At 33.1% G+C, this 23,817-nt stretch carries 18 protein-coding genes; 6 read left to right on the top strand and 12 right to left on the bottom strand.

What is annotated here, in order from left to right; genetic code table 11:
- Window positions 1-10: 10 nt before the first annotated feature.
- The 7 genes from soxA to M0Q24_RS02835 form a co-directional block, all read right to left on the bottom strand.
- A complete protein-coding gene (soxA, locus tag M0Q24_RS02805) occupies window positions 11-784 on the bottom strand; it encodes a sulfur oxidation c-type cytochrome SoxA (protein ID WP_295046936.1) in 774 nt (257 codons plus the stop codon).
- Window positions 785-787: 3 nt separating this feature from the next.
- Window positions 788-1,123: a thiosulfate oxidation carrier complex protein SoxZ gene (gene soxZ, locus M0Q24_RS02810; protein ID WP_295046939.1), complete on the bottom strand. Its 336-nt coding sequence runs from the start codon at window positions 1,121-1,123 to the stop codon at window positions 788-790.
- 172 nt (window positions 1,124-1,295) lie between these two features.
- Window positions 1,296-1,766, bottom strand: a complete 471-nt coding sequence (soxY, locus tag M0Q24_RS02815) for a thiosulfate oxidation carrier protein SoxY (RefSeq protein WP_295046942.1) — start codon at window positions 1,764-1,766, stop codon at window positions 1,296-1,298.
- A gap of 10 nt (window positions 1,767-1,776) precedes the next feature.
- Window positions 1,777-2,295, bottom strand: a complete 519-nt coding sequence (gene soxX, locus M0Q24_RS02820; RefSeq protein WP_295046945.1) for a sulfur oxidation c-type cytochrome SoxX — start codon at window positions 2,293-2,295, stop codon at window positions 1,777-1,779.
- Between the two features lie 84 nt (window positions 2,296-2,379).
- On the bottom strand, window positions 2,380-3,534 hold the full coding sequence (locus M0Q24_RS02825; protein ID WP_295046948.1) for a HAMP domain-containing sensor histidine kinase: 1,155 nt from the start codon (window positions 3,532-3,534) through the stop codon (window positions 2,380-2,382).
- Window positions 3,524-4,177, bottom strand: coding sequence for a response regulator transcription factor (locus M0Q24_RS02830; protein ID WP_295046950.1), 654 nt, complete (start codon window positions 4,175-4,177; stop codon window positions 3,524-3,526). Before M0Q24_RS02830 ends, M0Q24_RS02825 begins: the two co-directional genes overlap by 11 nt.
- Window positions 4,174-5,262: a cache domain-containing protein gene (locus M0Q24_RS02835; protein WP_295046953.1), complete on the bottom strand. Its 1,089-nt coding sequence runs from the start codon at window positions 5,260-5,262 to the stop codon at window positions 4,174-4,176. The genes M0Q24_RS02830 and M0Q24_RS02835 overlap by 4 nt, the downstream gene beginning before the upstream one ends.
- A 208-nt stretch (window positions 5,263-5,470) precedes the next feature.
- Here M0Q24_RS02835 and M0Q24_RS02840 point away from each other — a divergent pair, with 208 nt between their 5' ends.
- Entirely contained in the window at window positions 5,471-5,749 is a 279-nt protein-coding gene (locus tag M0Q24_RS02840) for a cytochrome C (protein WP_295046956.1), read from the top strand.
- 121 nt (window positions 5,750-5,870) lie between these two features.
- Window positions 5,871-6,161, top strand: coding sequence for a hypothetical protein (locus tag M0Q24_RS02845; protein ID WP_295046958.1), 291 nt, complete (start codon window positions 5,871-5,873; stop codon window positions 6,159-6,161).
- A gap of 494 nt (window positions 6,162-6,655) precedes the next feature.
- On the opposite strand, the gene M0Q24_RS02850 is transcribed toward M0Q24_RS02845, so the two are convergent.
- The 4 genes from M0Q24_RS02850 to M0Q24_RS02865 form a co-directional block, all read right to left on the bottom strand.
- A complete protein-coding gene (locus tag M0Q24_RS02850; RefSeq protein ID WP_295046961.1) occupies window positions 6,656-9,478 on the bottom strand; it encodes an ATP-binding protein in 2,823 nt (940 codons plus the stop codon).
- Window positions 9,475-11,046 carry a hypothetical protein gene (locus M0Q24_RS02855; RefSeq protein WP_295046964.1) on the bottom strand — a complete coding sequence of 524 codons (1,572 nt, stop codon included), beginning with the start codon at window positions 11,044-11,046 and terminating at the stop codon, window positions 9,475-9,477. The genes M0Q24_RS02850 and M0Q24_RS02855 overlap by 4 nt, the downstream gene beginning before the upstream one ends.
- Window positions 11,047-11,060: 14 nt before the next feature.
- Window positions 11,061-11,249 (bottom strand): hypothetical protein, encoded by a 189-nt coding sequence (locus M0Q24_RS02860; protein WP_295046967.1) that lies wholly within the window; start codon window positions 11,247-11,249, stop codon window positions 11,061-11,063.
- A 173-nt stretch (window positions 11,250-11,422) separates the two neighbouring features.
- Entirely contained in the window at window positions 11,423-12,820 is a 1,398-nt protein-coding gene (locus tag M0Q24_RS02865) for an MBL fold metallo-hydrolase (RefSeq protein ID WP_295046969.1), read from the bottom strand.
- A gap of 222 nt (window positions 12,821-13,042) precedes the next feature.
- On the opposite strand from M0Q24_RS02865, the gene M0Q24_RS02870 reads away from it, so the two are divergent.
- The 4 genes from M0Q24_RS02870 to M0Q24_RS02885 all read left to right on the top strand — a co-directional run bounded on the left by M0Q24_RS02870 (window position 13,043) and on the right by M0Q24_RS02885 (window position 20,713).
- Window positions 13,043-17,062, top strand: coding sequence for a PAS domain S-box protein (locus M0Q24_RS02870; protein ID WP_295046972.1), 4,020 nt, complete (start codon window positions 13,043-13,045; stop codon window positions 17,060-17,062).
- Between the two features lie 89 nt (window positions 17,063-17,151).
- Window positions 17,152-19,086 (top strand): thioredoxin domain-containing protein, encoded by a 1,935-nt coding sequence (locus M0Q24_RS02875; RefSeq protein WP_295046975.1) that lies wholly within the window; start codon window positions 17,152-17,154, stop codon window positions 19,084-19,086.
- 131 nt (window positions 19,087-19,217) lie between these two features.
- Entirely contained in the window at window positions 19,218-19,922 is a 705-nt protein-coding gene (locus M0Q24_RS02880; protein WP_295046978.1) for a 1-acyl-sn-glycerol-3-phosphate acyltransferase, read from the top strand.
- Between the two features lie 5 nt (window positions 19,923-19,927).
- Complete coding sequence (locus tag M0Q24_RS02885; RefSeq protein ID WP_295047077.1) at window positions 19,928-20,713, top strand: pyridoxine 5'-phosphate synthase; 786 nt, start codon at window positions 19,928-19,930, stop codon at window positions 20,711-20,713.
- Window positions 20,714-20,758: 45 nt separating this feature from the next.
- Here M0Q24_RS02885 and M0Q24_RS02890 read toward each other — a convergent pair whose 3' ends face one another.
- Window positions 20,759-23,812 (bottom strand): CusA/CzcA family heavy metal efflux RND transporter, encoded by a 3,054-nt coding sequence (locus M0Q24_RS02890; RefSeq protein WP_295046981.1) that lies wholly within the window; start codon window positions 23,810-23,812, stop codon window positions 20,759-20,761.
- Window positions 23,813-23,817 lie beyond the last annotated feature (5 nt).

Consider the following 23,817-nt stretch of genomic DNA (forward strand, 5'->3'; position numbering starts at 1 on the left):
TATTTCACCCTTATCTTTTTAGTCCAGGGATAGCTATTTCAAATCCCTTGGCTTCTTGAGTCAGATATACTTCAAGTCCTACCATCTCAGGTGAGCCCAAAGGAATAACTGCTAACAAAGCGTTATTCATACATCCTTGAAAACGGCGTTGCAAAGTTCTAAGAGATGACTTTGTCATTCTATACGCCGGCCAAGTAGCAGCTGGTGCATTACCTTTTGCACTTAAGTCTGGTAATGGTTGAGTTCTTAAGACACTTCCTATAACTTGTGATGAGTGACAAGATAGACAAGAGAGTCCTCTTGAGCCTCTTTTTTGCTCAAAAGTGAGTTTGCCAAGTTCATAAGACTCTTTTATATGTTTATTTGCATCTACATCTATTTGAATTTTTTCTCCATTTGCTATAGACTTCGCATAAGCACCCATGTCAAACATATCTGAACTCTTTAGAGCAAATGGCTTGTGTCCATTTTTACTCATTAGAGCTTGAAGTACTTGATCTAGAGCAACTACTTGTTTAAAATCTTTTAAATATCGTGGAAAACCTGCTATATAAGCTGGTAATTCATCTTCGCTAACATTTAAAAATTCTGCAAGTCCAGCATCTCCACCACAATACTCTTCAAGAAGTTCGCTACCATTTCCCACCATAATATCAGCCGGATTATCTTCTAACATCTCAGCATACATTTCACGATCTGCATCACTCATAGAAAACTGCTCACTCGCAAAAGAGAGTGACCAAAGTAGCGTGAGAGAAAGTACTATTTTAATTGTGCCCTTCATTGATTATCCTTTTGGTTTAATCTTTATACTTTTTTCGTGAACTTCACCTGTACTATCACTAAACGTAACACTTAGTTTTCCCTCACCATTTACTTTCATATATGTTGTAAAAACAGGGTTTGTAGATAGCGACTCCCACACATTCATAGTTGTAATAACTTTTCCGTTATAGTCAAACTTAACACTGTTTATGTACTTTGCCGGAATAACTTCTTTAGTCTTTTTATCTTTACGCATTCCTGTTTCCATAGGATGCATAACCATAAAACTAACTTTAACTATTTCACCATCTTTGTAACTTTTTGGCTTAATCTTAATAAGTGATTTTCTACTTGACATTTTTATTTTCCTTAATTTATTTTATTTTATTTGAACCCTCTGATTAATCTATAAACTAGATTCCGTGTCAAGCACGGAATGACGGAGTACACGTCATCCTGAACTTGATTCAGGATCCAACTGAATAATTGTTCAGAGCATTCAATTTAGATTTTTATTAAATGATTGAATATCAACCACATCCACCAATAGTAACTTTTACATTTTGAGTTGCAGTTAAAAATGTGCCATCACTAAGTGCAACAACGGTAGCTACATCTTGAGTCCCACCTAATTTTATACGAGTTGCAAACATAGCTTTTCCATTTGATGGAGTTAAATGTACATCAATACATCTAGTGTTAGCATTTTTTGTAGCTAAGATATGAATAGATTTCACATAATCACTATCAGTCATAGGAGACTCAACCTCAACAGTTACAGGAACAACTGCACCATTTTCAGCAATCTCTGGAACTTTTAAGTTTACTTTTGAAGATTCTTCTGCACCTTTTCCACCAGTAATTGCATCTACTGCTGCTTTATATGAAAGATCATTTGGTCCTGATAGTTTTTTTGCTTCATCTGCAAAACTTATTGCTGGACTTATCGCAGCTACCGCAGCTACTGCACCTAGTTGTTTAAAAAAATCTCTTCTTTGCATTTGTTTATCCTTATTTTGTTGAAATAACATATGAAGTAATTTCACATATCTCTTTAGTTGTAAATAACTTAGTAGTTAAGTTAATTGTCATGTGTGTGTTTTGGTTGTCTATACGGGGATCAGCAATTTTCTGAAAAACAAACTGATGGTCTCTAACACCACTATCCATAAACATAGCCTTGTATCGAGTTAGATCTGGACCTATGTTTCCACCACCTTGAGCTTTTTCAATATTATGACAAGCTACACAGTTTCCGTACTGTTTAGTATCACTATCTTTTATATCTATGCCTTTTGGTGGCTTTTGTCCTGCTTGTTTACTATTTAAGTTGTGAAATATATAAGCACCTCTTGCAATAGCATCCTTATCTGTTGTTATACAACCTTCTGGCATAGCGTAGACTGTAGCTTTAGCTAGTAAATCATCTTTGATTATCTTACTTGCATTGGGTTTTTCTATTACACCACTATAATCAGCAGCAAAAAGTGAAGCACCCACTAACAGCGATATCATCACAGTTTTTTTCATACTCTGTTCCTCCTATTTTTATTTCAGAAACAAGTTTATCTCTTCATTGTAAAATTAATGTAAAATGATGTTTATTTATTAGATTTATTTATTTATAGAAGTAAATACGTACAAAAATTCACTTCCTTTCTTCGGAGTTGAGTTTATGATGAGTTGTATGTTTTCTTTATCAATTATAGATTTTACAATGCTCAGACCTATGCCAAAGCCACCTTTATTGATATTTTCTCTATAGTATCTGCTTAAAATGTTCTCAACATTTTCTATCCCAACACCATAATCTTTTATGCTCATATAAAGTTTTTCTTCCTTTTTATGAAGACTTATATCTATCTTTGAGTTTTCATATGAGTACTTGATTGCGTTTGAGAGAGTATTGTCTATAACTCTTTGGAGTTGTTTTGGATTCATATAAACTAGCAGTGACTCTTGTATATTTGATTTTATAACTATATTTTTCATAAGAGCTACTTCACTAAAGTATTCTATTCTCTCTCCTAAAAACTTATCGAAGTTGATATTTTGTTTTTCATACTCTAACCTCTCATGCTTTATCAGATAGTCCATATCGTTATATATGTTGGATAAAACTTTAGATGCAGCCTTCATTCTTTGCATATACTTATTTGGTTCATTTTTTCTATTGTAGAGGTCAATATTAACATTTATGATTGATAGTGGTGTATTGATCTCGTGCATAGAGTCTTTTATGAAGTTGTCTAACTGTTTATTCATTCTTTGAAATGGCTTTGCAAAACTTTGTAGAAAAAATACACTAAGTGTAAAGATAAGAATAACTATGCTAAAGAGTATATATAAAACTTTTTCATAAACAGAAGCAAAAGAGAGTTTGTTTTTTACTATAAGATAAGAGGCTCCAAAATATCTACCTTTTGGAAGTTTTACTATTAAGTAAGCGTCATTGTCTTCTAAGTGATAGCCATCTTTAAAATACTTTATCTTATAGTCTATAAGAGAAAAAATAGGTTTAAACCTCTCATTATAAAGCCCTGATTCAAATGTTTTAAATCTTGGATATTCAAAATACTCTTCATGTTGATTGTACTCTTGCATCGCTTTTATGATTAGTATTGATTTTTCTTTTAGTAGTAACTCATTTTCTATAGAGTGAATATTTTTCATATATACAAAGTAAAAGAAAAGCGGAGTTAAGAGTATCATAGAGACTAAAGATGTATATATTAGTGCGTATTTTGCTGAATTTTGGTTATCTTTCAATGATATACCCTAAGCCTCTTCTATTTTGTATAACATCATCTGGTAATTTTTTGCGTAAGTTATTGAGTTGTACTCTAATGGTGGCAGGTTCAACATATTCTCCCCAAACCTCATCTTGAAACATTTGAGTAGATACAACTGCATTTTTATTTTTTATAAGCACTTCTAAGAGTTCTTGTTCTGTTTTTCTAAGCAAGATCTCTTCTTGTCCTAAGGTAAGTTTGCCTCTTTTCATATCATATGAAAGTTCATAACCAAAATGCACTAAAGAGCTATCATCTTGTAAAAAACTAGCCAATGCTTGGTCGATGCGAAGTTCTAACTCTTCTAAGTCAAATGGTTTTCTTATATAGTCACAACAGCCCGTTTCATAGCCTTTTTTTACTGCATCTATATTGCTCATAGAAGTTAAAAATATTGCAGGAATTTTTTTATCATCTTCTCTTAATTTTTTTAAAAGCTCAAAACCACTTAATGATGGTACATTTACATCTAAAATCAAGATATCATAAACTCTCTCATATATGGCATCATATGCCTCAAGCCCATCCATAAAACCATCTACTTCATAACCTATATCTGTTAAAAACTCTTCTATACTAATTCGCAGTGAATATTCATCTTCTAAAAGTAGGATTCTCATTTTATCTTTCCATCTATTTTTTTAACAACACTTCTCTCTAGCATCATCTGTATAAGCTCATCTTTTGAGTACGCATCGAACTTTTCATAAGCCTCATCCAAAAAGATCTGTCTATCTTGTGTATCTATTACATCTTGGAGATAAACCATAGAGTTAGCCGAGTATTTACTATAAACATTGTTGTTATACTTCTCTCTTTTTACAACATCATAGAGTCCGCTTCTTGTAACATTTATGAGAAAAGATATATCATCTTCTGGATTTCTAAAGTAGTCTAAATATTTCTCCTCAAGCACAAAAACAAATCCACCTATATCTTTATAGTCTCCATCATACATAGTCTCATAAAAGATATACTTACTATCTTCATAAGCTAGTCCATCTAACTTTAGCTTTTGGAAATCTATCTTTTTTAAGGTTTGAATGTGATCATAGTTGTAGTTTCTGTTTGAGACAATATACTCATCTATCATTAAATTTTCCATCATAAGTACCGCAGTCTCTATATGCTCTATATCCAATAAAACATATATATCTACACCCATGGAGCTAAAAAACTCTGTGGTAGATTTAAAAAAAGATATAACTTCTACAAAACCTAAAAACTCAGAGTCTTTATATATGGGAACTGTGGCTTTTATGCCAAGTCGTCTTCCTATCTCTATGGAAGTTCTTGGTGCTTTGTTAGTCTCAAAGTATTTAAAATCTTTTCTATACTCACCCAGTGGCATTCCAGCATACATATCATCCCAACTTCTAGCGAAGATGTTAAACTCTTTTGTTATGATCTGAGCTCTTATCAATAGATCTGTTTCTTGTTTTATGGTTGTAGTTATATCTGAGAGTAGTTTGTAGCCTAGATCTTCATCATCATTTTCTAAAGCATCAACCAGAGCTTTATTTTTAGATAAAAAGAGTGCCATCTTTAGATCATCCATCTTGTCAGATTTGAGTTTTGACTTTAGGGCGATAGAGACTTGATCCATGATGTGATTTATCTTTTGCTCTCTTACTTTGTCTTTATAGTAAAACATCGCTATAACTATCAAGATCAATATAAAAACGACTACAACTTTTTTTAGCATCTACACCTTCACTTAGTTTATTTTTACTTAAAAAGTATCTTCGCCTTTAGTATATCTGCTTGTATTTTAAAATCTTATGTAACGCCAGTTTTTGATAATTAAAATATAAAATTTTTCTGAATATATTTAAAATTTTCTAATAGATAAGTTTTTAATTTTGTGTAGAGTAGTATACTCTCAAAAGATTTAACACAAAAAAGGGTTTAAGATGAAAAAAATTGCTTTCGTATTATTTATTAGTAGTGTCGTTCTCATGGGCGCAGTAGAACCAAAAGCTTGTGCAGCTTGTCATGGCGTTAACTTTGAAAAAGTTGCACTTGGCAAATCAAAAATTGTTGCAGATTTATCACATACAGAGATCGCAACAGCATTAAAGGGCTACAAAAGTGGAACTTACGGCGGAGTTATGAAAGCTGTAATGAAAGGTCAAGTTGCTAAGTACTCAGATGCTGAGTTAGAAACATTTGCCCAAACAATTGGTAAATAATTTTTACAATTAAAATGTAGATTCACTCATAGTCTCTACTTAAGCAACTGTTAGGTCAAATATATATATCAAATTATCTATGATAGAATTAAGATAAGTAAACTTAATAAAAGGGTATATTATGAAGAAAGACGAAATAGTTACAGAAGCAAAGAAACAGTTGGTTAAATTCCAAAAAGAGATAGATGAGATCAAAGAAGCAAGTTCCCATCTAAGTGAAGAAGCTAAAAAACAATTTGATATAGGTGCAAAAGAGCTTGAGAGCCTTTATAAAGACGCAAACGAAAAGTTTGACACCCTCTCAAGTAAAGCCGAAGAAAATTACAAAGAGATCAAAGACTTTGTAGAGTTAACAAACAAAGCTCTAAAACACTCTTTTAACTACTTTATGTCGCATTATAGAAAGAAATAAAAGTTCAAAATAGTTTGAAAGTAGATACTGGAATTTTAAACGCTTTCTTAAATTATGATAGTTTTATTATTTATAGATCTTAATTTTCTACACTTAAATGGGGATTGCTTTAGAAGTTCTATTTTTTCTTTTAGATTGTCTTTAAATTTTATGGCGGATAATTTTTTATCTTTGGAGATGAAAGTAAGTATGTTTAAAAGAGACTTTGAAAAGCTTTCTTCGTAAACAATTTGCAAGCTATAAGTCTTGAACTTTTTTGTACATCTTTTTTAAACTGTTTTACAAAAAATAAAACTTGTAAATAGACAGAGTTGTCAATATCTAGTCTTAATGGGTGCATGAATTACCTTTTTTATTTAGCTTAATATTCCAAGTATTATAACTTCCTTTCATCAATATTTAAAACAAGCAATATATCTGTGTTGTATAAACGTGTTAAAAGTTAGATGTTGTCCCTCGTAATAGGGACATAATTTAATTTCAGAGAGGCTCGTCTATGCAATACTTAAAAAATTTGGGAATGGTGCTTTAAATTCATCGGTCATTAATTTTAATGTCATCATATCAACATTACCATCATGATTCCATCGTAATTGATGTAGCCAACCATTTAACATCCTTACAAGTTCAACGGCTCGTTCATCTTGATGTAGCATCACAACAAAGGAAAGAGGAATTTTTTTTACACGGTGTAAGCGTACTAATATTTCAAAAAATCTACACAAATCCTTGAAGGTATGTTGATCCATTTCCTGAGCAGGATCATCTAAAACAATAGCTGCATGTTGAAATCTTCCGAAAGTTAAATATCTCGTGAAAAACCATGCTAATCCTAAGACATGAATTTCGGCACCGTTAAGTATATAGTGTGCCAAACGTTGAATACCATCATCATCTCCAACTATATCAACAGTTACGGCTGATTGTTTGTTTTTCAAGTCAGCGTCAAGTTGAACTTTACCTTGATATTGCCACGGTGCAGGTGTTAATGCCTCAGCAATTTCCATCCATAGCAATTGATAAGTTGATGGTAAATGTTCATCAATAATATGCATTATTTCTTCATTAATGGCTTTTTCAACTTGTGTCCAAGCTCTTTCTTGTTCAAAATTTTCTTTAATACTATTAATTTCATGTTCAATTTTTTTTGCAATATCTATAGACATTGCATTTATTTCATCTTCAGTATATATTTTTTCATTTATTGGTTGGCGTAGTTGAACAATCTGTATGATCTCTTTAAGAAATATTGTATTTGATTCTGATGAAAGGTAATCACTAAAAGATATATCATTTGGAATTAGCCAAAGTAGCTTTTCTTGAAGTTCAATCTGTCTTTCAGATGAAAGTGGATTTGGCATTTTACCCAAACTAAGTAATGTTAAATCCAATTGTTTAATTTTATCGCTGAGTGTTTTATATTCATCTCGAAGAGTATTTTGTTCACTTTGACTTTGCTGAAATAATAATGAGATAGCCTGATGGGCACCTTGGCGATTTGTTAAATCAGACCCACATGTAGGACATTCATTAGGAGATATTTCATCCCATGAATGTGTATCCATGAAAATTTGAACTGTTTGAATATGTTCAACCCTCGCTTTTAGTCGTTGTCCATTTTTTATAACTTTTTCTCGCTGTTTTGAAAATTCATTGCGTTGAATTTTAATTTCTGTAATATGAGAAGAATCTTTATTGGCTAAAGATGTTTGTGCCTGAAGCCACTGCGACCATTTTTCGATGTCTGCAATTAAATCATAATCAAAGCGTGTTGCATATTTATTTACTGAATTGTAAAACTCATGATTTTTCGATAATAGTTTCCCTTTATTTAATAAAAGTTTTGAAATTATCTGTTGTTTTTGGTTTTCACTACCACTAACTATTGTTTTTTCATAAATCACTTTTTGAGCAGAAAAATCATTCCATTCACTTTTGAATATTTGTGCAGCCATAAAAAATGGATGTTCTGACAATTGATGATTCGAAAGCCAATTTAAAAAAGATGATGGAACTGTAAATACTTGATTGAGATATGAGCCAATGACTTTGTGAGATGCTGTATCAATCTTCCTTACTTGAGCATTAATTCCATAGCGTCTTAAATAATCTTTTTGAGTTTCACGTACTTGACTATATCTTGATGTAATAAATTCTTGCAATGCCATTGCCAACGTTGATGATTGTCCAAGAATAATATTACCAAGTTCACTTCTAGGCATTTTGGTAAACTCGCCAGTTTGTTCTTGTGAAAGAAGTGTGCCAGAAATCATGTTTAGACGTTTTGAACTTTCGTGTACATCATGCTCACAGTCAATAGGATGATTCTTTGCATTGATATTAATTGTAGGAGAATCCTTTTTATTGATTGGAAAAAGATACTCTTTTTTGTAAGCATTCCTTCTATTGTGGTTATTATCATCAAAATAATTTCTATACCGTTTCGATGTATTGCCAAGACCAAATGAAAATGCTTCAAATATACTACTTTTCCCTGTACCATTCGGACCATGAACAATTGATGCAGTAATAGAGTTTTTGTCGCCTAATGGAATATCTAACTTGTTAATATTACGAAAATTGTTTATAGAAATATTTTGATAAGTTTTAGTATCCCTTAAAGATACTTCAGATGTTTCTTCAGTTTGTTCCTCTTTGTCAATAAAAACATCAATTTCATTAAATATTTGCTGATGTAATTTTTCATCAAATTTATCTATTAAATGCTTTTTTGCTTGTTGTACAGCAAGCTTGATTTTAGTATTGGCACTTGACCATTTTTCGATATCATCATACTTCTCTTTTGAAAGTATTGAACGCGTTTGAAGCAGCAATCTTGGAAATCGATGTTTTACACATGCATTTTCAATTTCATTTTGCTTATATATTATGGCATCAATAGGTACCTCTTCAATTTGTGCACTCTCTCTTCGAATATCAGCGACTTGTTTTACCCAATCACTTAAATCTTTTTCTTCAACATACCAATGCACTATTATGTTCCACATTCCATTGACATCTGCAGATTCTGGCAAGTATTCAAACAAAAGTTTAGAGCGATAATTAAGTGCTTTGGCAATTTGAGTGTTTAATTTTTGTGAATTGTAAGGGAGAATAAAAAGACATACTCCAATTTCTGGATCTATTATCAGCCCACCATCTTGTTTTGTTGTTGTAGTTTTTAAATGTTCATCAATCCAAAGCCATGTCGGTTTTATTTGTGTTTGTTCCAAAGATTCACAAAATGAAAAAGAATCATCATAAAGATTGCGATAATTTTTTGTGAGATATGTTTTAATTGTTTCAATAGAATTCATATTATGTCCTCATAGTCTATAAGATTGTTGGTACTTTTCCAGAAATTATCTTGCAGTAATTGTGGCTTTGACACAATTTGCATAATTGAATTTCTTAATATATTAGTTGATGAATTATGAAGAGCATTATGCGTTATTGGCATAATAACAATGCTTGTGATGTATGCTACTTTTTCTTCAATCATTTTAACAAGAGGTTTTATTACATGTAATGTTGAAAATGTTGCATTTGGTAGAGGAATTACCAATCGAGTGTTTTCATAATCCCAAAGTCCTCCTGGAAATGTTGAGAAATCCCAATTTATTTTTGAGTTTTGAATGTAATGGAAAATTGTAGCTGCCATCTCCATATCGATACGAATAGTTTCAATACCTTGATAGGGAATATGCACATCTTGTTTTTCTAATCGAATGTCAAAAGGATTAAAAGTTCTAACTTTTAAGTGCCCGGTACGCCAACACAAACGAATCCATGCTGGTAAAAAATCATCCGCCCAATAGATAAGTGCATTTTTAGCATTTCCCAAATCACATTGACTAAGAACATTTTTAATGGTATTCCACTCGTCACTTTGTTCATCTGTATTTTTTAGCAATTGCTTCAATGAATATTTTGTTTGTAATGCCAAAAAGAGGTTATCTGTCGTTAAACCTTTTTGAGTTGAAGAAACTGCAAAATGTGTGTCATTTTGATTCAGTTTGTAACGATTAGCAATAGTGGCATGTCCTGTTTGATAAGATGGGTCAATAATGGAAAGATGTTCTACTTCTACTTTAATAGGTTTCATTATATACTCCAGTTTGTCATGCACATATTTTTCTGGCAGACTCCATCCGATAACCACTACATGATGATTTAGACTTGTATGCATCAAACTTAGAAAAGTAGCTCCAGGCTCTTGGTCTGTCCACTTCTTATCTGATGATAGTTCATTGTATCCTACCATAAAACGGTCAGCAATTTTTTTTGATTCAGTATGATTACTTATTTGTAATTCCTGAGCTTTTTTCATAGCATGTAAACAACCATGAGGCTTATAAACTTTAAAAAAACCATCCGTAGGAATGGCAGTTAAATTATCATAAGTAATCATACAGTCAAAAAGTGTATTCCAAGGTTGTCTTATTCCATCTTTCCGTCCACGTGTAAATCCAACGGCCTCCAAAGCCGATTCTAAAACAGTGTCCCAGTTATAGCTCCATACTTCGTGAAGCAAGTTTTCTCTGGCAAAACGAGCAATTACTCTATGTCTTGGTGTCGTGCCTCTTAGAGGTAGACCAACTTTAGCAAACCATTTTGGATTGTTAATAATCCCCATATTCTGTGCAAGAACTAGTTTATCTTGATTATGTATATACTTCAAGACAATATCAGCATATTTATACGGGTCACCTTCTGCTGATAGCGTATCGTCTTTAATTAATAAATTATTAGTAACTAACTCTAATGATTTTTTTAATTCGTTTGCCATAGGCACCAAACCGTATGACATACCTGCACCAATCATGACGACTATTTTTTCTTCTCTGGAAGTTAATTTTTCAAATTGATGAGGTACGTTTGCCATTTTCATCCTTTGCTTTATAGTTCCATAATCCACTCAAAAATATCTGACTTTGTTGTTGTTTGAGAGTACATCTCAGATGCGAGGCTTAAGATGCGAGGTGCTACTTTTGCATTTTGTTTTATCAGAAATTTTTGTATAGATGATATGCCTTTCATACAAGACATATCAAGAGGAGTCAAATCTTTTGTTGAGTCATTAATCATGCTTTTCTATCCTGATATTTGACAGCATTCATGTTATTTGTGAATGCTTAATAAATTCAGTTATTTTAGCACAAAGTTCTTGGATAGCAAATCTTTATAACTTAAGAGATATATACAAGCCTTTAGTTAGCATCTGCGCTGTGCATTGAGTGTAGTCTTTAAAGTTCTTCTTATTATAACTCCACAATCTCAGCATACTTAACTATCTTGGCATCTAGATCTAGTTCTTCTTTTATCTTTTGTGTAAAGATTTTCATCTTATCTTTCTCACCATGGATTAAATACAAGTTCTTTAGGTCTCGTATATTTGACATCCACTCTATCATATCATTTTGTCCTGCGTGAGCTGAAAAGCCATTTATAGTCTCTACTTGAGCCTTTACTATTATATCTTCTCCATATATTTTCACATACTCATATCCGTTAATGATCTCTCTTCCTAAAGTTCCCTCAACTTGAAAACCTACAAAAATAACACAGTTTTTCTCATTCCATAAACGGTGTTTTAGATGGTGCATTATACGACCGCCATGACACATCCCGCTTCCTGCTATGATGATAGCTCTGCTTTTTACTTTGTTTATCAAAAGAGACTCTTGTTTTGTAGCGCTTATATTTAGCGAGGCAAACTTAAAAGGATTGCCATTCTCCTGTGCGTGAAGCTCTAGCTCTTCGTTTAGATGCACTGGATATTTAGCATATAGTCTTGTTGCTTTTGTAGCAAGTGGGCTATCTAAAAAAACTTGACATTTTGGGAGTTCTCCATCCGCTTGCATATTGTTAAGAAGCCAAAGTATCTCTTGTGTTCGCTCAATTGCAAAAGATGGGATGATGACATTTCCATCTCTTTTTAGTGTGTTTATTACAGTCTCTTTAAACTCTTTTATACTCTCTTTTAGAGATCTATGATTTCTATCTCCATATGTTGACTCTATAAAAAGAGTATCAGCACTACTGAGTGTGTCAAGTGGATCTAAGATCATTCTCTCTTTACTTCCTATGTCTCCTGAGAAAACAACTCTTTTTTTACTCTCTTTATCTTTGTAGTCTATCATCACAAAGGCACTTCCTAAGATGTGTCCAGCATCCCCAAATGTGATAGCTACATCTTTTGAGAGGTTTAGCTCTTTACGATACTCAAGGATTTGCCACTCTTTTAAAAAAACCTCTTTTACATGATCTATTGTATATAGTGGCTCTGTTATTCTCTTCTCATCACCTCTTCTTTTAGCTTTTCTTCTTAGAGTCTTGTACTCTTCTTTGAGGATTTTTGCACTATCATTTAACATGATATTTGCTATCTCTTTTGTTGCTTGAGTTGCGATAATAACGCCATTAAAACCATCTTTTACTAGCTTTGGAACTCTTCCTATATGATCTAAATGTCCATGAGTAATGATAAGATAGTCTATCTCATTCACATCAAACTCAAAATCATCATAGTTTTTTTCTAAACCAAACTCGCCTTGAAACATTCCACAATCAATAAGTATCTTTAAGCCTAGCAGTTCTACTAAGTGACAAGATCCAGTAACACTTTGTGCAGCTCCATATGGTGTAACTCTATTCATTTTTTTCCTTTATTAAAAATTGTTATATCTAAAGTAGATTTGTCTTTATAAACAGTGTCATTATCACACACCTTAACTAAAAAAGGCATTTATCTCTTCTCTGCAAAATTCACTTTGCTTTGCTTTGTCTTTTTTTTGTCTAAGGATTTGTGTTTTTTTATTTATGCAGTATTTATATCTTTCTTGCTAGAATCCAAACAATCATAAGAATTTGGAATATTAATGAAAAAACATCTTAAGCAAAAAGTTACTGAAAAACTATTTGATAACACTAACGCTATACTTTTTATTTGGAATAATGATGCCAAACTGAGTGTTGAATATGTATCAAAAAATATATCAAAAATATTTGGATACAAAGCCAAAGACTTTTTAAAAAATAAGATTTCATATCTAGATTGTATCCATGAAGATTATGTAGAAAAAGTAAAAAAAGAGTTACTAAGCTTGTCTAAAAGTGAAGTTGATTTTTTCAAACACACTCCATATAAGATCATAACAAAAGGCAAACAAGAGAAATGGATGCTAGATCAAACAATAGTAGATCGAGATAAAGATGGTAACATTACTCAATACATAAGCTACATAAGCGATATAACTAATGAGTATAACAATGAAAATAAACTCTCAAAAGCTTTAAAACAGCTGCAAACTGCACAAAAAATAGCAAAGATAGGCATTTGGGAACTTGACAGTAAAACTCAAAAAATAGAGTGGTCAGATGAGATCTACAATATTTTTGAAGTAGATAAAGATAGTTTTTCTCCAAGTTATAGTCTATTTTTAAACATGATTCACCCAGATGATAAAGAAAAAATAAGTATAGCTTACACAAACTCTCTTCAGACAAAAAAACCTTACAGCATCGCACATAGAATCATAATGAGAGATGGAAGTATTAAGTATGTAAGTGAACAGTGTAATACTGAGTTTGACTTAGATGGCAACCCACTATTTTCTTATGGTACAGTCCAAGATATTACAGAGTTAACACTCTTAGATGCAAAGGTAAATCAAGAAAGAAATCGATACAAGAGTCTTTTAGAGCTCTCTTCTGATGGCATACTTATTATCAATAAAAAGCTTGAGCTTATAGAGTACAGTCAACTAGCTCGTGAGATGTTAGGATATAGTGATGAGGAGATGCGAAACCTAAAGGTAAGTGATTGGGAGATGAAGTATAAAGATGAGGAGTTAGAAAAACTTGTAGCATCTATATCTAAAGAGAGAAGTAGTTTTGAGACTATCATTAAAAGAAAAGATGGATCTACCTTCAATGCTTCTATTACTGCTGTAGTTATTAAAATTGAAGATGAAGATCTAATATATACCGCAGTTAGAGACACAACTGCTGAGCATAAACTTCAAAAACAGATTATGTATGAAAAAAACTTTGTCTCTAGTATTATTGATGGTGCTAATGCTATTATCACCGTTGTTGACAGTAATGGAGTTATGATAAAACTCAACAACTATGCAGAAGAGTTTACTGGATATACACAAGAAGAGATATCAAGCGAGCCATACAAATGGAAGGTTCTTCTACCACCTGAGATTAAAGATAAAGTTTTAAGCATTATAGAAAATGCAAAAGATGGAAAGGTCATAAAGAGTCACCAAAATGCTTGGATATCTAAAGATGGTCAAAAGAGAATGTTTGAGTGGTCAAATACCTTAGTTAAAAAAGATGATGGAAGTATGGATTATCTAGCAACTATTGGTATGGATATTACTAAAAATGAAGAACATAAACAACTCTTTGAGACTATCTTTGATACTTCTAAAGATGGCTTAGCGATTCTAGATCTAGACTCTAAATTTTTAGAGTTTAACTATGCTTATCTTGATATGACCGGTTTTACTAGAGAAGAGTTACTAACTAAAAAGTGTATAGATATGACTATCCCAGAGGATAAAGAAAAAGCTCAAGATATAACACAAAAAGTTTTGAAAAATGGACATGTAGAGAATTTTGAAAAGACTTGTGTAATTAAAGGTGGCGGAGAGATCACCATAAGTATGTCTATGGCTATGATGCCAGATAAAAAGAGTTTTCTTATAAGTACAAAAGATATAACACAAAGAAAAGTCGAACAAGATGAGCTTAAACGCACTAAAGAGTTAGCTCAAAAAGCCAACAGATCTAAGTCTGAGTTTTTAGCAAATATGTCTCATGAGATAAGAACACCACTAAATGGAATGATAGGCTTAACAAAGCTAACTCTTGAGACAGATCTAAATCCTATTCAAAAAGAATATCTACAAAAATCTCTTAACTCCTCTAAAATTTTACTCAGTGTTATTAATGATATTTTAGATTATTCAAAGATAGAAGCAAACAAGATAGATATACTTCAAGATGAATTCTCTCTAGATAATATGATGCAAAACTTATCAGATATGTTTAGTTATAAAGCATTTGAAAAAGGGCTTGACTATATATTTACAGTAGATCCAAAGATCCCAAACACTCTTATAGGCGACCAATTTCGTTTCACTCAAGTTTTTACAAACCTCATAGGAAATGGTATAAAATTTACAGATAAAGGACATGTTAATGTTCATCTTGAGCTAAAAGATCTAGATGATGAAAATGTCACCATCGAGTGTTCAGTTCAAGATACAGGCATAGGAATAAGCCAAGAGAAACAAAAAAAACTCTTTAGAGCATTTGAGCAAGGAGATAGTTCTACTACTAAAAAGTATGGAGGAACTGGTCTTGGACTTATGATATCTAAGAAACTCGTAGAGTTAATGGACTCAGAGATCTGGCTAAAGAGTGAACTAAACAAAGGATCTACACTAGGCTTTACTCTTAAACTAAAATATATCAAAGATGAACTCTTTAACTATGAGACAATCTCACAATTTAAACAAGCTAACTTTTTGTTTGTAGATGACTGTGAGATAGAAAGAGATTATGTCTCAAACATCTTTACTTCATGGGGAATTAAGCTTCAAACTGCCGTAGATGGAGAAGATGCTTATACAAAGATAAAAAATGCTGATTTTGATTATGTAATGATAGACTGGAAAATGCCAAAACTTGATGGTTTAGAACTTATACAAAAGATCCAAAGAGATGGTATCTCAACTGAAAATATTTTGTTTGTAACAGCTCACAATAAAGAAGCTCTTTTAGCTAAAGCAAAAAAAGATGGCATTGTTATAAACAAAGTTTTAAACAAACCATACACCCCATCAACACTCTATGAAACACTCTTTAACAAAAAATATCAAGAACAAAAAATAGAAGATGATTCAGATGAAAAGTTCCAACTAGAAAAAGTACATAATGCTCTCTTAGTAGAGGACAACGAGACAAACCAGCTCGTAGCAACTAAAATCTTAGAAAATATCGGCTTTGTAGTTGAGTTAGCAAATAATGGAGAAGAAGCTCTACAAAAAGCAAAAGAAAAGAGTTATGACATTATCTTTATGGATATTCATATGCCTATCATGGATGGTTACACAGCAACTATGAAAATAAGAGAGTTTGACACAATTACGCCTATCATAGCTCTAAGTGCTGCAGTTATGCAAGAAGACAAAGATCTTAGTCTTAAGTCAAAGATGAATGGACACCTCTCAAAGCCTATAAACATGAGTGAAGTGGAGAAATTACTTAGAAAATATTTTAAGATAGTGCATGTCAAAGAGATAGATAATAAAAAGAGTTTACTAGTTGACATCAACGGTATCGATATTTTAGGCTTACAAAAAGAACTCAGTAGTGATGAGCAGTCTATATACAGATACTACACAGGCTTCTTTAGAAGCTATACCGTAGATCTACAAGAGTCTTTAAAATTCGCTAAAACTTCTACTGAGATGAAAGATTTTATCCATAAACTAAAAGGCACATCTGGCAATCTGAAAATCAACACTATTTATAAGCTTTGTATAGATCTAGAGAAAGATTTAACTAACGATAAACTATTTACAAAGCTTTTTATAGAACTACAATACACCCTTAAAGAGATCGAAGAAAAAATCATACCACTAGCAAGAGTTGAACTTCAAAACATCACAACACAAGAACTTCAAGTGATTATAGATGATGTTGTAGCTAAATTTGAATCTTATTCACTTGTCCTTGATGAAGATATAGACAAAATCATCTTAGGGCTAAAAGATAAAATTTCCAAAGACAAGATAGAGACTCTACAAAAGTACTATATAGAAAACGAAACAGACCTTTTATGTGAGTTGCTAAAAGATATGAGAAATATCATCTTATAATAAGATTTTTTTTCATCTCAAATCTTTAAGCATATCATCATAAAATTTTCCCTACTCTACAATATAAAAACCAACACAAAAGAGTAACGATGTCAAACAGACTCCAAAAAGAAGATTCTCCGTATTTGCAACAACACAAAGACAATCCAGTTAACTGGTACCCGTGGGGTGATGAAGCCTTTAGCAAAGCAAAAGAAGAGAACAAAGCTATTTTTATCAGCATCGGTTACAGTTCTTGTCATTGGTGTCATGTTATGGAAGAAAATGTATTTCTTAATGAAGAGTGTGCAGACATTTTAAATGAGCATTTTATCTCTATAAAAGTAGATCGAGAAGAGCGACCAGACATTGACAAACACTACCAAGAAGTCTATATGCTACTAAATCGCCGCTCAGGTGGTTGGCCAACCTCTATATTTTGTACGCCAGAGAATAAGCCATTTCTTGCAAGAACCTACATTCCACCGCACTCATCTCAAAGCTCGATCGAGGGTATGGGCTTTATTGAGCTTACAAAAATCATAGGTCAAAAAGTCTTAGAAAATGATGAGCAGATCTTAAAAAATGCAGATGAGATTGAGGAGTTTATAAACAAAAAAGAGCATCCAAAAGAGGCAACTCTACTAAAAGAAGATTTTGTAAAAAACTTTATGCTACAAGTAAAAAACAACTACGAAACAAAACATGGAGGCTTCACAGTTGCTCCAAAATTCCCTCACGCTTCAACTCTAAATGCACTTACAATTCTTGATAGACTCTACGACGACAAAGCTGCAAAAGCTATGATTTTACACACTCTAAATTCTATGAAAAAAGGTGGAATCTACGACCTTGTAGATGGAGGATTTTGCCGCTATAGCGTAGATGAGAAGTGGCTAGTTCCTCATTTTGAGAAAATGCTCTACGACAACGCCTTACTTTGCGATGTTTACGCAAAAGCATACTTGACTTACAAAGATGAGAGTTTTTTAACTACAGCAAAAGAGTGTGCTGACTTTTGGTATGAGTCAATGAGTGAAGATGACCTTTTTTATAGTGCTTCTGATGCAGATAGCGAGGGCGAAGAGGGAACTTACTTTGTTTATAGTTACGATGAAGTTTACGATGCTTTGAAAAACAACAACTACGAAGATATAGAGTCAATGTTAAAGGAGATGAGCGTAACACAAGGTGGAAACTTTGAGGGTAAAAATATCATCCGTTTTGACAATGGAGTTATTCCTTCTTACTTTAGTGATGTTAAAAAGATTTTACAAAACATCAGATCTAAAAGAGAGTACCCTTTCATAGACAAAAAGATCCAAACTTCTTGGTCTAGCATGATGATAAAAGCACTCTTTACTTTAGGAGACATTGACAACAAGTACAAACAAAGAGCTATAAAAAGTTTAGATGCACTTCTTCGAAGCATGTTTATAGACTCAAAACTATATCACACAACGCTTATACATAAAGTGCCAAAAGTTGAAGCATTTTTAGAAGACTATGCCTATTTAACTCAGGCTCTTATAGCTGCATTTAATTCCACACAAGATGAGATCTACCTCATTCAAGCTCAAAGGTTTGCAAACATAGCTTTAGAGAAGTTTTACGATCGTGGAAGTTGGTACTTTAGTAAAGGAGAGTTTGAGACCAAAGCTGAGATAGCTGACAACACATATACAAGTTCAGTCAGTATAATGCTCGATGCCCTACTCTCACTATCTACCCTTTTAGAAGATGACAAGTATTCTCATTTTGCTTTTAAAACGCTAGAGTACAACTCTTATGAGCTTGGGCGAAGACCTGTTATTTATCCATATATGTTATCTCAAATGTTAAGATATTTAAAGGGCGATAGAGTCATAAAGTCAAATATAAAAAACCTTGAGATCTCAGCTAATGAGTTAGCATTTTTAAACTACCCTTTTGTAGTAAAAAGAGCTTCACAAGATAAAGATTTTATGGTTTGTGGGGATAAATCTTGTTTTGCGAATACCTCTAAGATAAATAAAATAGATGATATAATAAAAAAGAGTTTTTAAAACAAATATACTGCATGGAGAACAATATGAGAACAATTATTTTAGCTACAGTTTTGTCAATCGGAGTCATCACAATGTTTAGTGCTTGTGAGAGAAACGATTATCAACACCCTATGCATCGCAAATAATAGATGCTAAGAAAACTAGGCAAGTTCATCTTTATGGTTGAACTTGGTTACAAACAGATTAAAGTCTTTAAAAAGACATATTTTCATCCATTTATATCTCTAAAACTAGCTTATAAACAACTCTCAAAAGATAGACAATCATACTCAAACGCAATCATAGAGTTTTTAAATATAGAAGTAGAACTTATAGGTGAAATACCTCAAAGGGACAAGATCTTATACGCTATAAACCATCGTTCTTTACTAGATATTATAGTTATGGAACACATATTTGCAAAGCATGACAAGAGTGGAACTTGGATAGCAAAACAAGAGTTATTTGACGCTTTTTATGGTGATTTTTTTAGATATAGCGGTTGTATTAGTGTAGATCTACAAAACAGAAGAGGACTTTTAAAGTTTTTTAAAGAGATCAAACACACTCTAAAAAAAGTAGATGACTTTAACATTTATATATTCCCAGAGGGAGAGAGAAACAAAACCACAGATATTTTAGAGTTTCAAAGTGGTGCAAAAAAAATTGCAAAAGCAAACAACTTAGATGTAGTGCCTGTCTTTATAAATGACACACTAGAGAGAACTTTTAAAGAGGCTCCATTTAAAGAGAAAAAAAAGATTCAAGTTCACTTTGGAGAGTTGATACAAGATCATGAAAAGCTTGAGAACAACTATAAAGAGTTTGTTAAAAATGTAAAGGATAAAAATTGAGCAGTATGAAATTAGGCGTAAACATAGACCATGTAGCAGTTTTAAGAGAAGCAAGACGAGTAAATGATCCAGATATTTTAGAGGCTCTTAGTGTCGCTTGTGCAAATGGAGCAGATCAGATCACAATACATCTTAGAGAAGATAGAAGACACATTCAAGATATAGATGTTAAAAACATTATGATGCACTCAAAACTACCAGTAAACTTAGAATGTAGCATTGACAAAGATATCTTAAATATTGTTAGTGTTTTAAAACCTCATCGTGCAACTTTAGTTCCTGAAAAAAGAGAAGAAGTAACGACTGAGGGCGGACTAGATCTATGTAAATATGAAGATGAAATAGCCTTTGCAATAACACAACTCCACGACTCCATAATTCCAGTATCTCTTTTTGTAGATCCGACTATTGAAGCTATGGAGATGGCAAAAGAGTTGGGCGCTGAGATGGTAGAACTTCACACAGGACTTTTTGCAAACCTTTTTGCAATGCTAAACTCTAACCTTCCTCACTCAAACCACGCCATAAAAGAGCTTATACTTCCTCGCTATGAGTTGGCAAGTAAGCTTGAACACTCACTAGAAGCGCTACAAAGTGCAGCAACTCACGCACAAAAACTAGGACTCCAAGTAGCAGCAGGTCACGGACTAAACTACCACAATGTTTCATATATGATGAGCATAAAAGAGATAACCGAGTTAAACATCGGTCAAAGCATAGTAGCAAGAGGCGTTTTTTGTGGTCTAGCTGAGGCTATAAAAGAGATGAGAAGACTAACTCTAAGAGCTTAACTTTATATGTGTTACCACGCGGAGCGTGGGAACAAGTAGGAATATCTAAGTTTTCTTTCTATACATCAAGTAATAACCAGCTGGTAAAACTAAAAGTGTAAGTATAGTTGAACTTATGATCCCGCCTGTTATGACCACTGAGAGTGGGTACTGGATCTCGCTTCCGACACCGCTTGCATATAGAAGTGGTAAGATCCCAAATAGCGTTGTAAATGCTGTCATCAGCACTGGGCGAAGACGAAGTAGTGTTGCATCTTTTAGTAAAACTTTTAGATCTTCGTTAGGAAATTTACTTCTTAGCTCATCTATAAAACTGACTAAAACTATGCCGTTTAAGATGGCTATTGCAAAAATAGCTAAAAACCCTACAACAGCGGAAATAGACAAGTAAATGCCACTTACTATAAGAGCTATTATGCTTCCTATGAAACCAAAAGGTACATTTATTAAAATCAGCATCGCTTTTGAGATGGAGTTAAATGCAGTATATAGAAGTAAGATAACTAAAAAGATAGTTATAGGGATGATGACCATAAGCTTTTGAGTAGCCTCTTGCATATTTTTAAAATCCCCTGCCCAGTCGATGTAGTAACCAGTTGGCATCTCAACACTCTCTTTTATAAGCTTGTTTGCTTCTTTTACAAATGAAGCCACATCTCGTCCATCTACTTCCATCGAGAGAACCATATAACGACTAAGATTTTCTCTTTTTATAAACGATGCTCCATGTGAGATCCCAATGTCACAAACCTGATCTAGTGTTACAAGTGAGCCATTTTTTGAGCGAAGAATTACCTCTTTTAAAGCCTCAATGTCTTTTTTTGCATCTTTGATCTTTGCAACGATCGGAAACCTTCTAATGCCCTCGATCATCTGAGTAACTTCTTCTTCGCCAATGCCATTACGAATAACCTGCATAACCTCATCTACACTAATGCCATAACGAGCAAGTGCTAAGTAGTTTGGCTCTATTTTTATCTGAGCTTGACCTAGTTGAGTCTCTACTTCCATTCTTACAAGTCCACGAACACCGCTTATTGTATTTTGAATATTTTTAGAAATAGCATCTAACTCTTTTTGGTCATAGCCATATATTTTTATGGCAAGTTCAGAACTCACACCCTCTAAAAGCTCTTCTATCCTCATAGCAATGGGCTGAGTTGGAACAAAAGCAATGTGTTCAAACCAATGTTGTAGATCTTCATTCATTTCATGTGTAAGAGCAGGTAGATCTTTTATGCCATCTTTTAGAGTGAGTAAAACTTCCATATAGTTAGCCTGAGCAGTCTCGCCTTTTTCACTTCTACCAACCATAGAAAGCACTGAACTTACCTCATTTGGGTAGGTTTTTAGTATGTGTTTTTCTATCATTGCAGCATTTTCAACCGACTGAGTAAGAGCAGTCCCTGGAATGGCTATAACTCTATACATGATCGACTCTTCATTTAGTGCTGGCATAAACTCACGACCTTGTTGTAAAAGCACAAAAAGTAAAGCTAAAAATATAATACTAACAGAAGCTAAGATTTTTTTAGAATTTGAGAGTGAAAATATTAGTAGTGGAGCGTATGCTCCTTTTAAAGCGTCCATTAGTCTGTTTTGTGAATTTTTTGTAGGTTTTAGTAAGAAAAACGCTAAAGTAGGAACTAAAACTAAAGCCACAAAAAGCGAGCCAAGCATGACAAAGACAATGTTAAGTGCCATAGGAGAGTATAGTTTTCCTGCTAAGTCATCGAGTGAGAGAAGAGGAATAAACACAGCTACAATGATGAGAACTGCAAATGTTATGGGCTTTGCTACTTCTTTTGTTGCATCTGCAATTACCTTTAATTTGGAGTTTTCTTCTTCATTATGAAGTTTACGAAAGGTGTTTTCAACTACAACTATAGTCGCATCTACGATCATCCCAACCGCAATTGCTAGTCCACTTAGAGTCATAAGATTTGCTGAGAGTCCGTAATAATCCATAAGCAAAAAAGCAATAAGTAGCGATATTGGTAGAGACAAGATCACTATAAATGCAGAACGAAACTCAAATAAAAACAAAAACAATATAAATGCGACTAAAATCATCCCCATCATAAGTGCAGATGTCATAGTTTCTAGCGCCTTGTTTGTTATCTCAGTTCTGTCATAAATAGTCTCTATGCTCACATCTTTTGGAAGCGTAGAGTTTATGGTTGGAAGTTTTTCTTTTATGTGACCTACTACTTTTGCAGCATTTGTTGCAGTTCTTTGTAGAACCATTCCCATAACAGCTTCATCTCCATCTATGCTAACTGCTCCAAAGCGTGGAACCACGCCAACTTCAACCTCAGCAATATCGCCAATAGTTACAGCTTGACCTTCGCTTGATTTTAAAACTGAGTTTCTAATATCATCTAAAGATTTGTAAAGCCCAGATCCACGGATCAAGTACTGTTCACGGTTAAACTCTAAGTATTGACCTCCTGCTGAGAGGTTACTTTTTTGAAGTGCAGTTATAACATCTTCATAAGTAATGTCAACATTTTGAAGTTTTTTAGTGTCAACTAAAACATTGTATTGTTTTTCATCTCCACCCCAACCTATAACTTCTTCAACTCCTGTAACACTTTTTAGTAGTGGAGTGACAATGTAGTCTTGCATCTCACGGAGTTCTTGAAGTGTGTAGCTACTACTCGCATCTTTGAGTCTGTACCAAAAGACTTGACCTAGTCCTGTGGTGTTTGGTCCAAGTTCTGGCTTGCCCCAACCCTCTGGAATATCTACACTACTAAGCCTCTCATTTACAAGTTGGCGTAAAAAGTATATGTCCATTTTATCTTCAAAAAAGACTGAAACATAAGAGAGTCCAAAAAACGAGTTTGACATTATCTTCTTAACTCCAGCCATTCCTGAGAGTGCTGACTCTATGGGGTAAGTTATGAGTTTTTCAATGTCCTCAGCGGAGTTACCATTACTCTCAGTGTAGATGACAACTTGCTTTGGCGTTATATCTGGAAAAGCATCTATGGGTATATCTTTATAGGCTTTAAAACCAAAAGCACTAATGGCAATGAAAAGAGTTAGTACTAAAAACTTGTACTTTAGTGAAATATCTATAAGATTATTTAGCATCCTCT

The organism is Sulfurimonas sp. (assembly GCF_023228785.1).
Classification (GTDB): domain Bacteria; phylum Campylobacterota; class Campylobacteria; order Campylobacterales; family Sulfurimonadaceae; genus Sulfurimonas.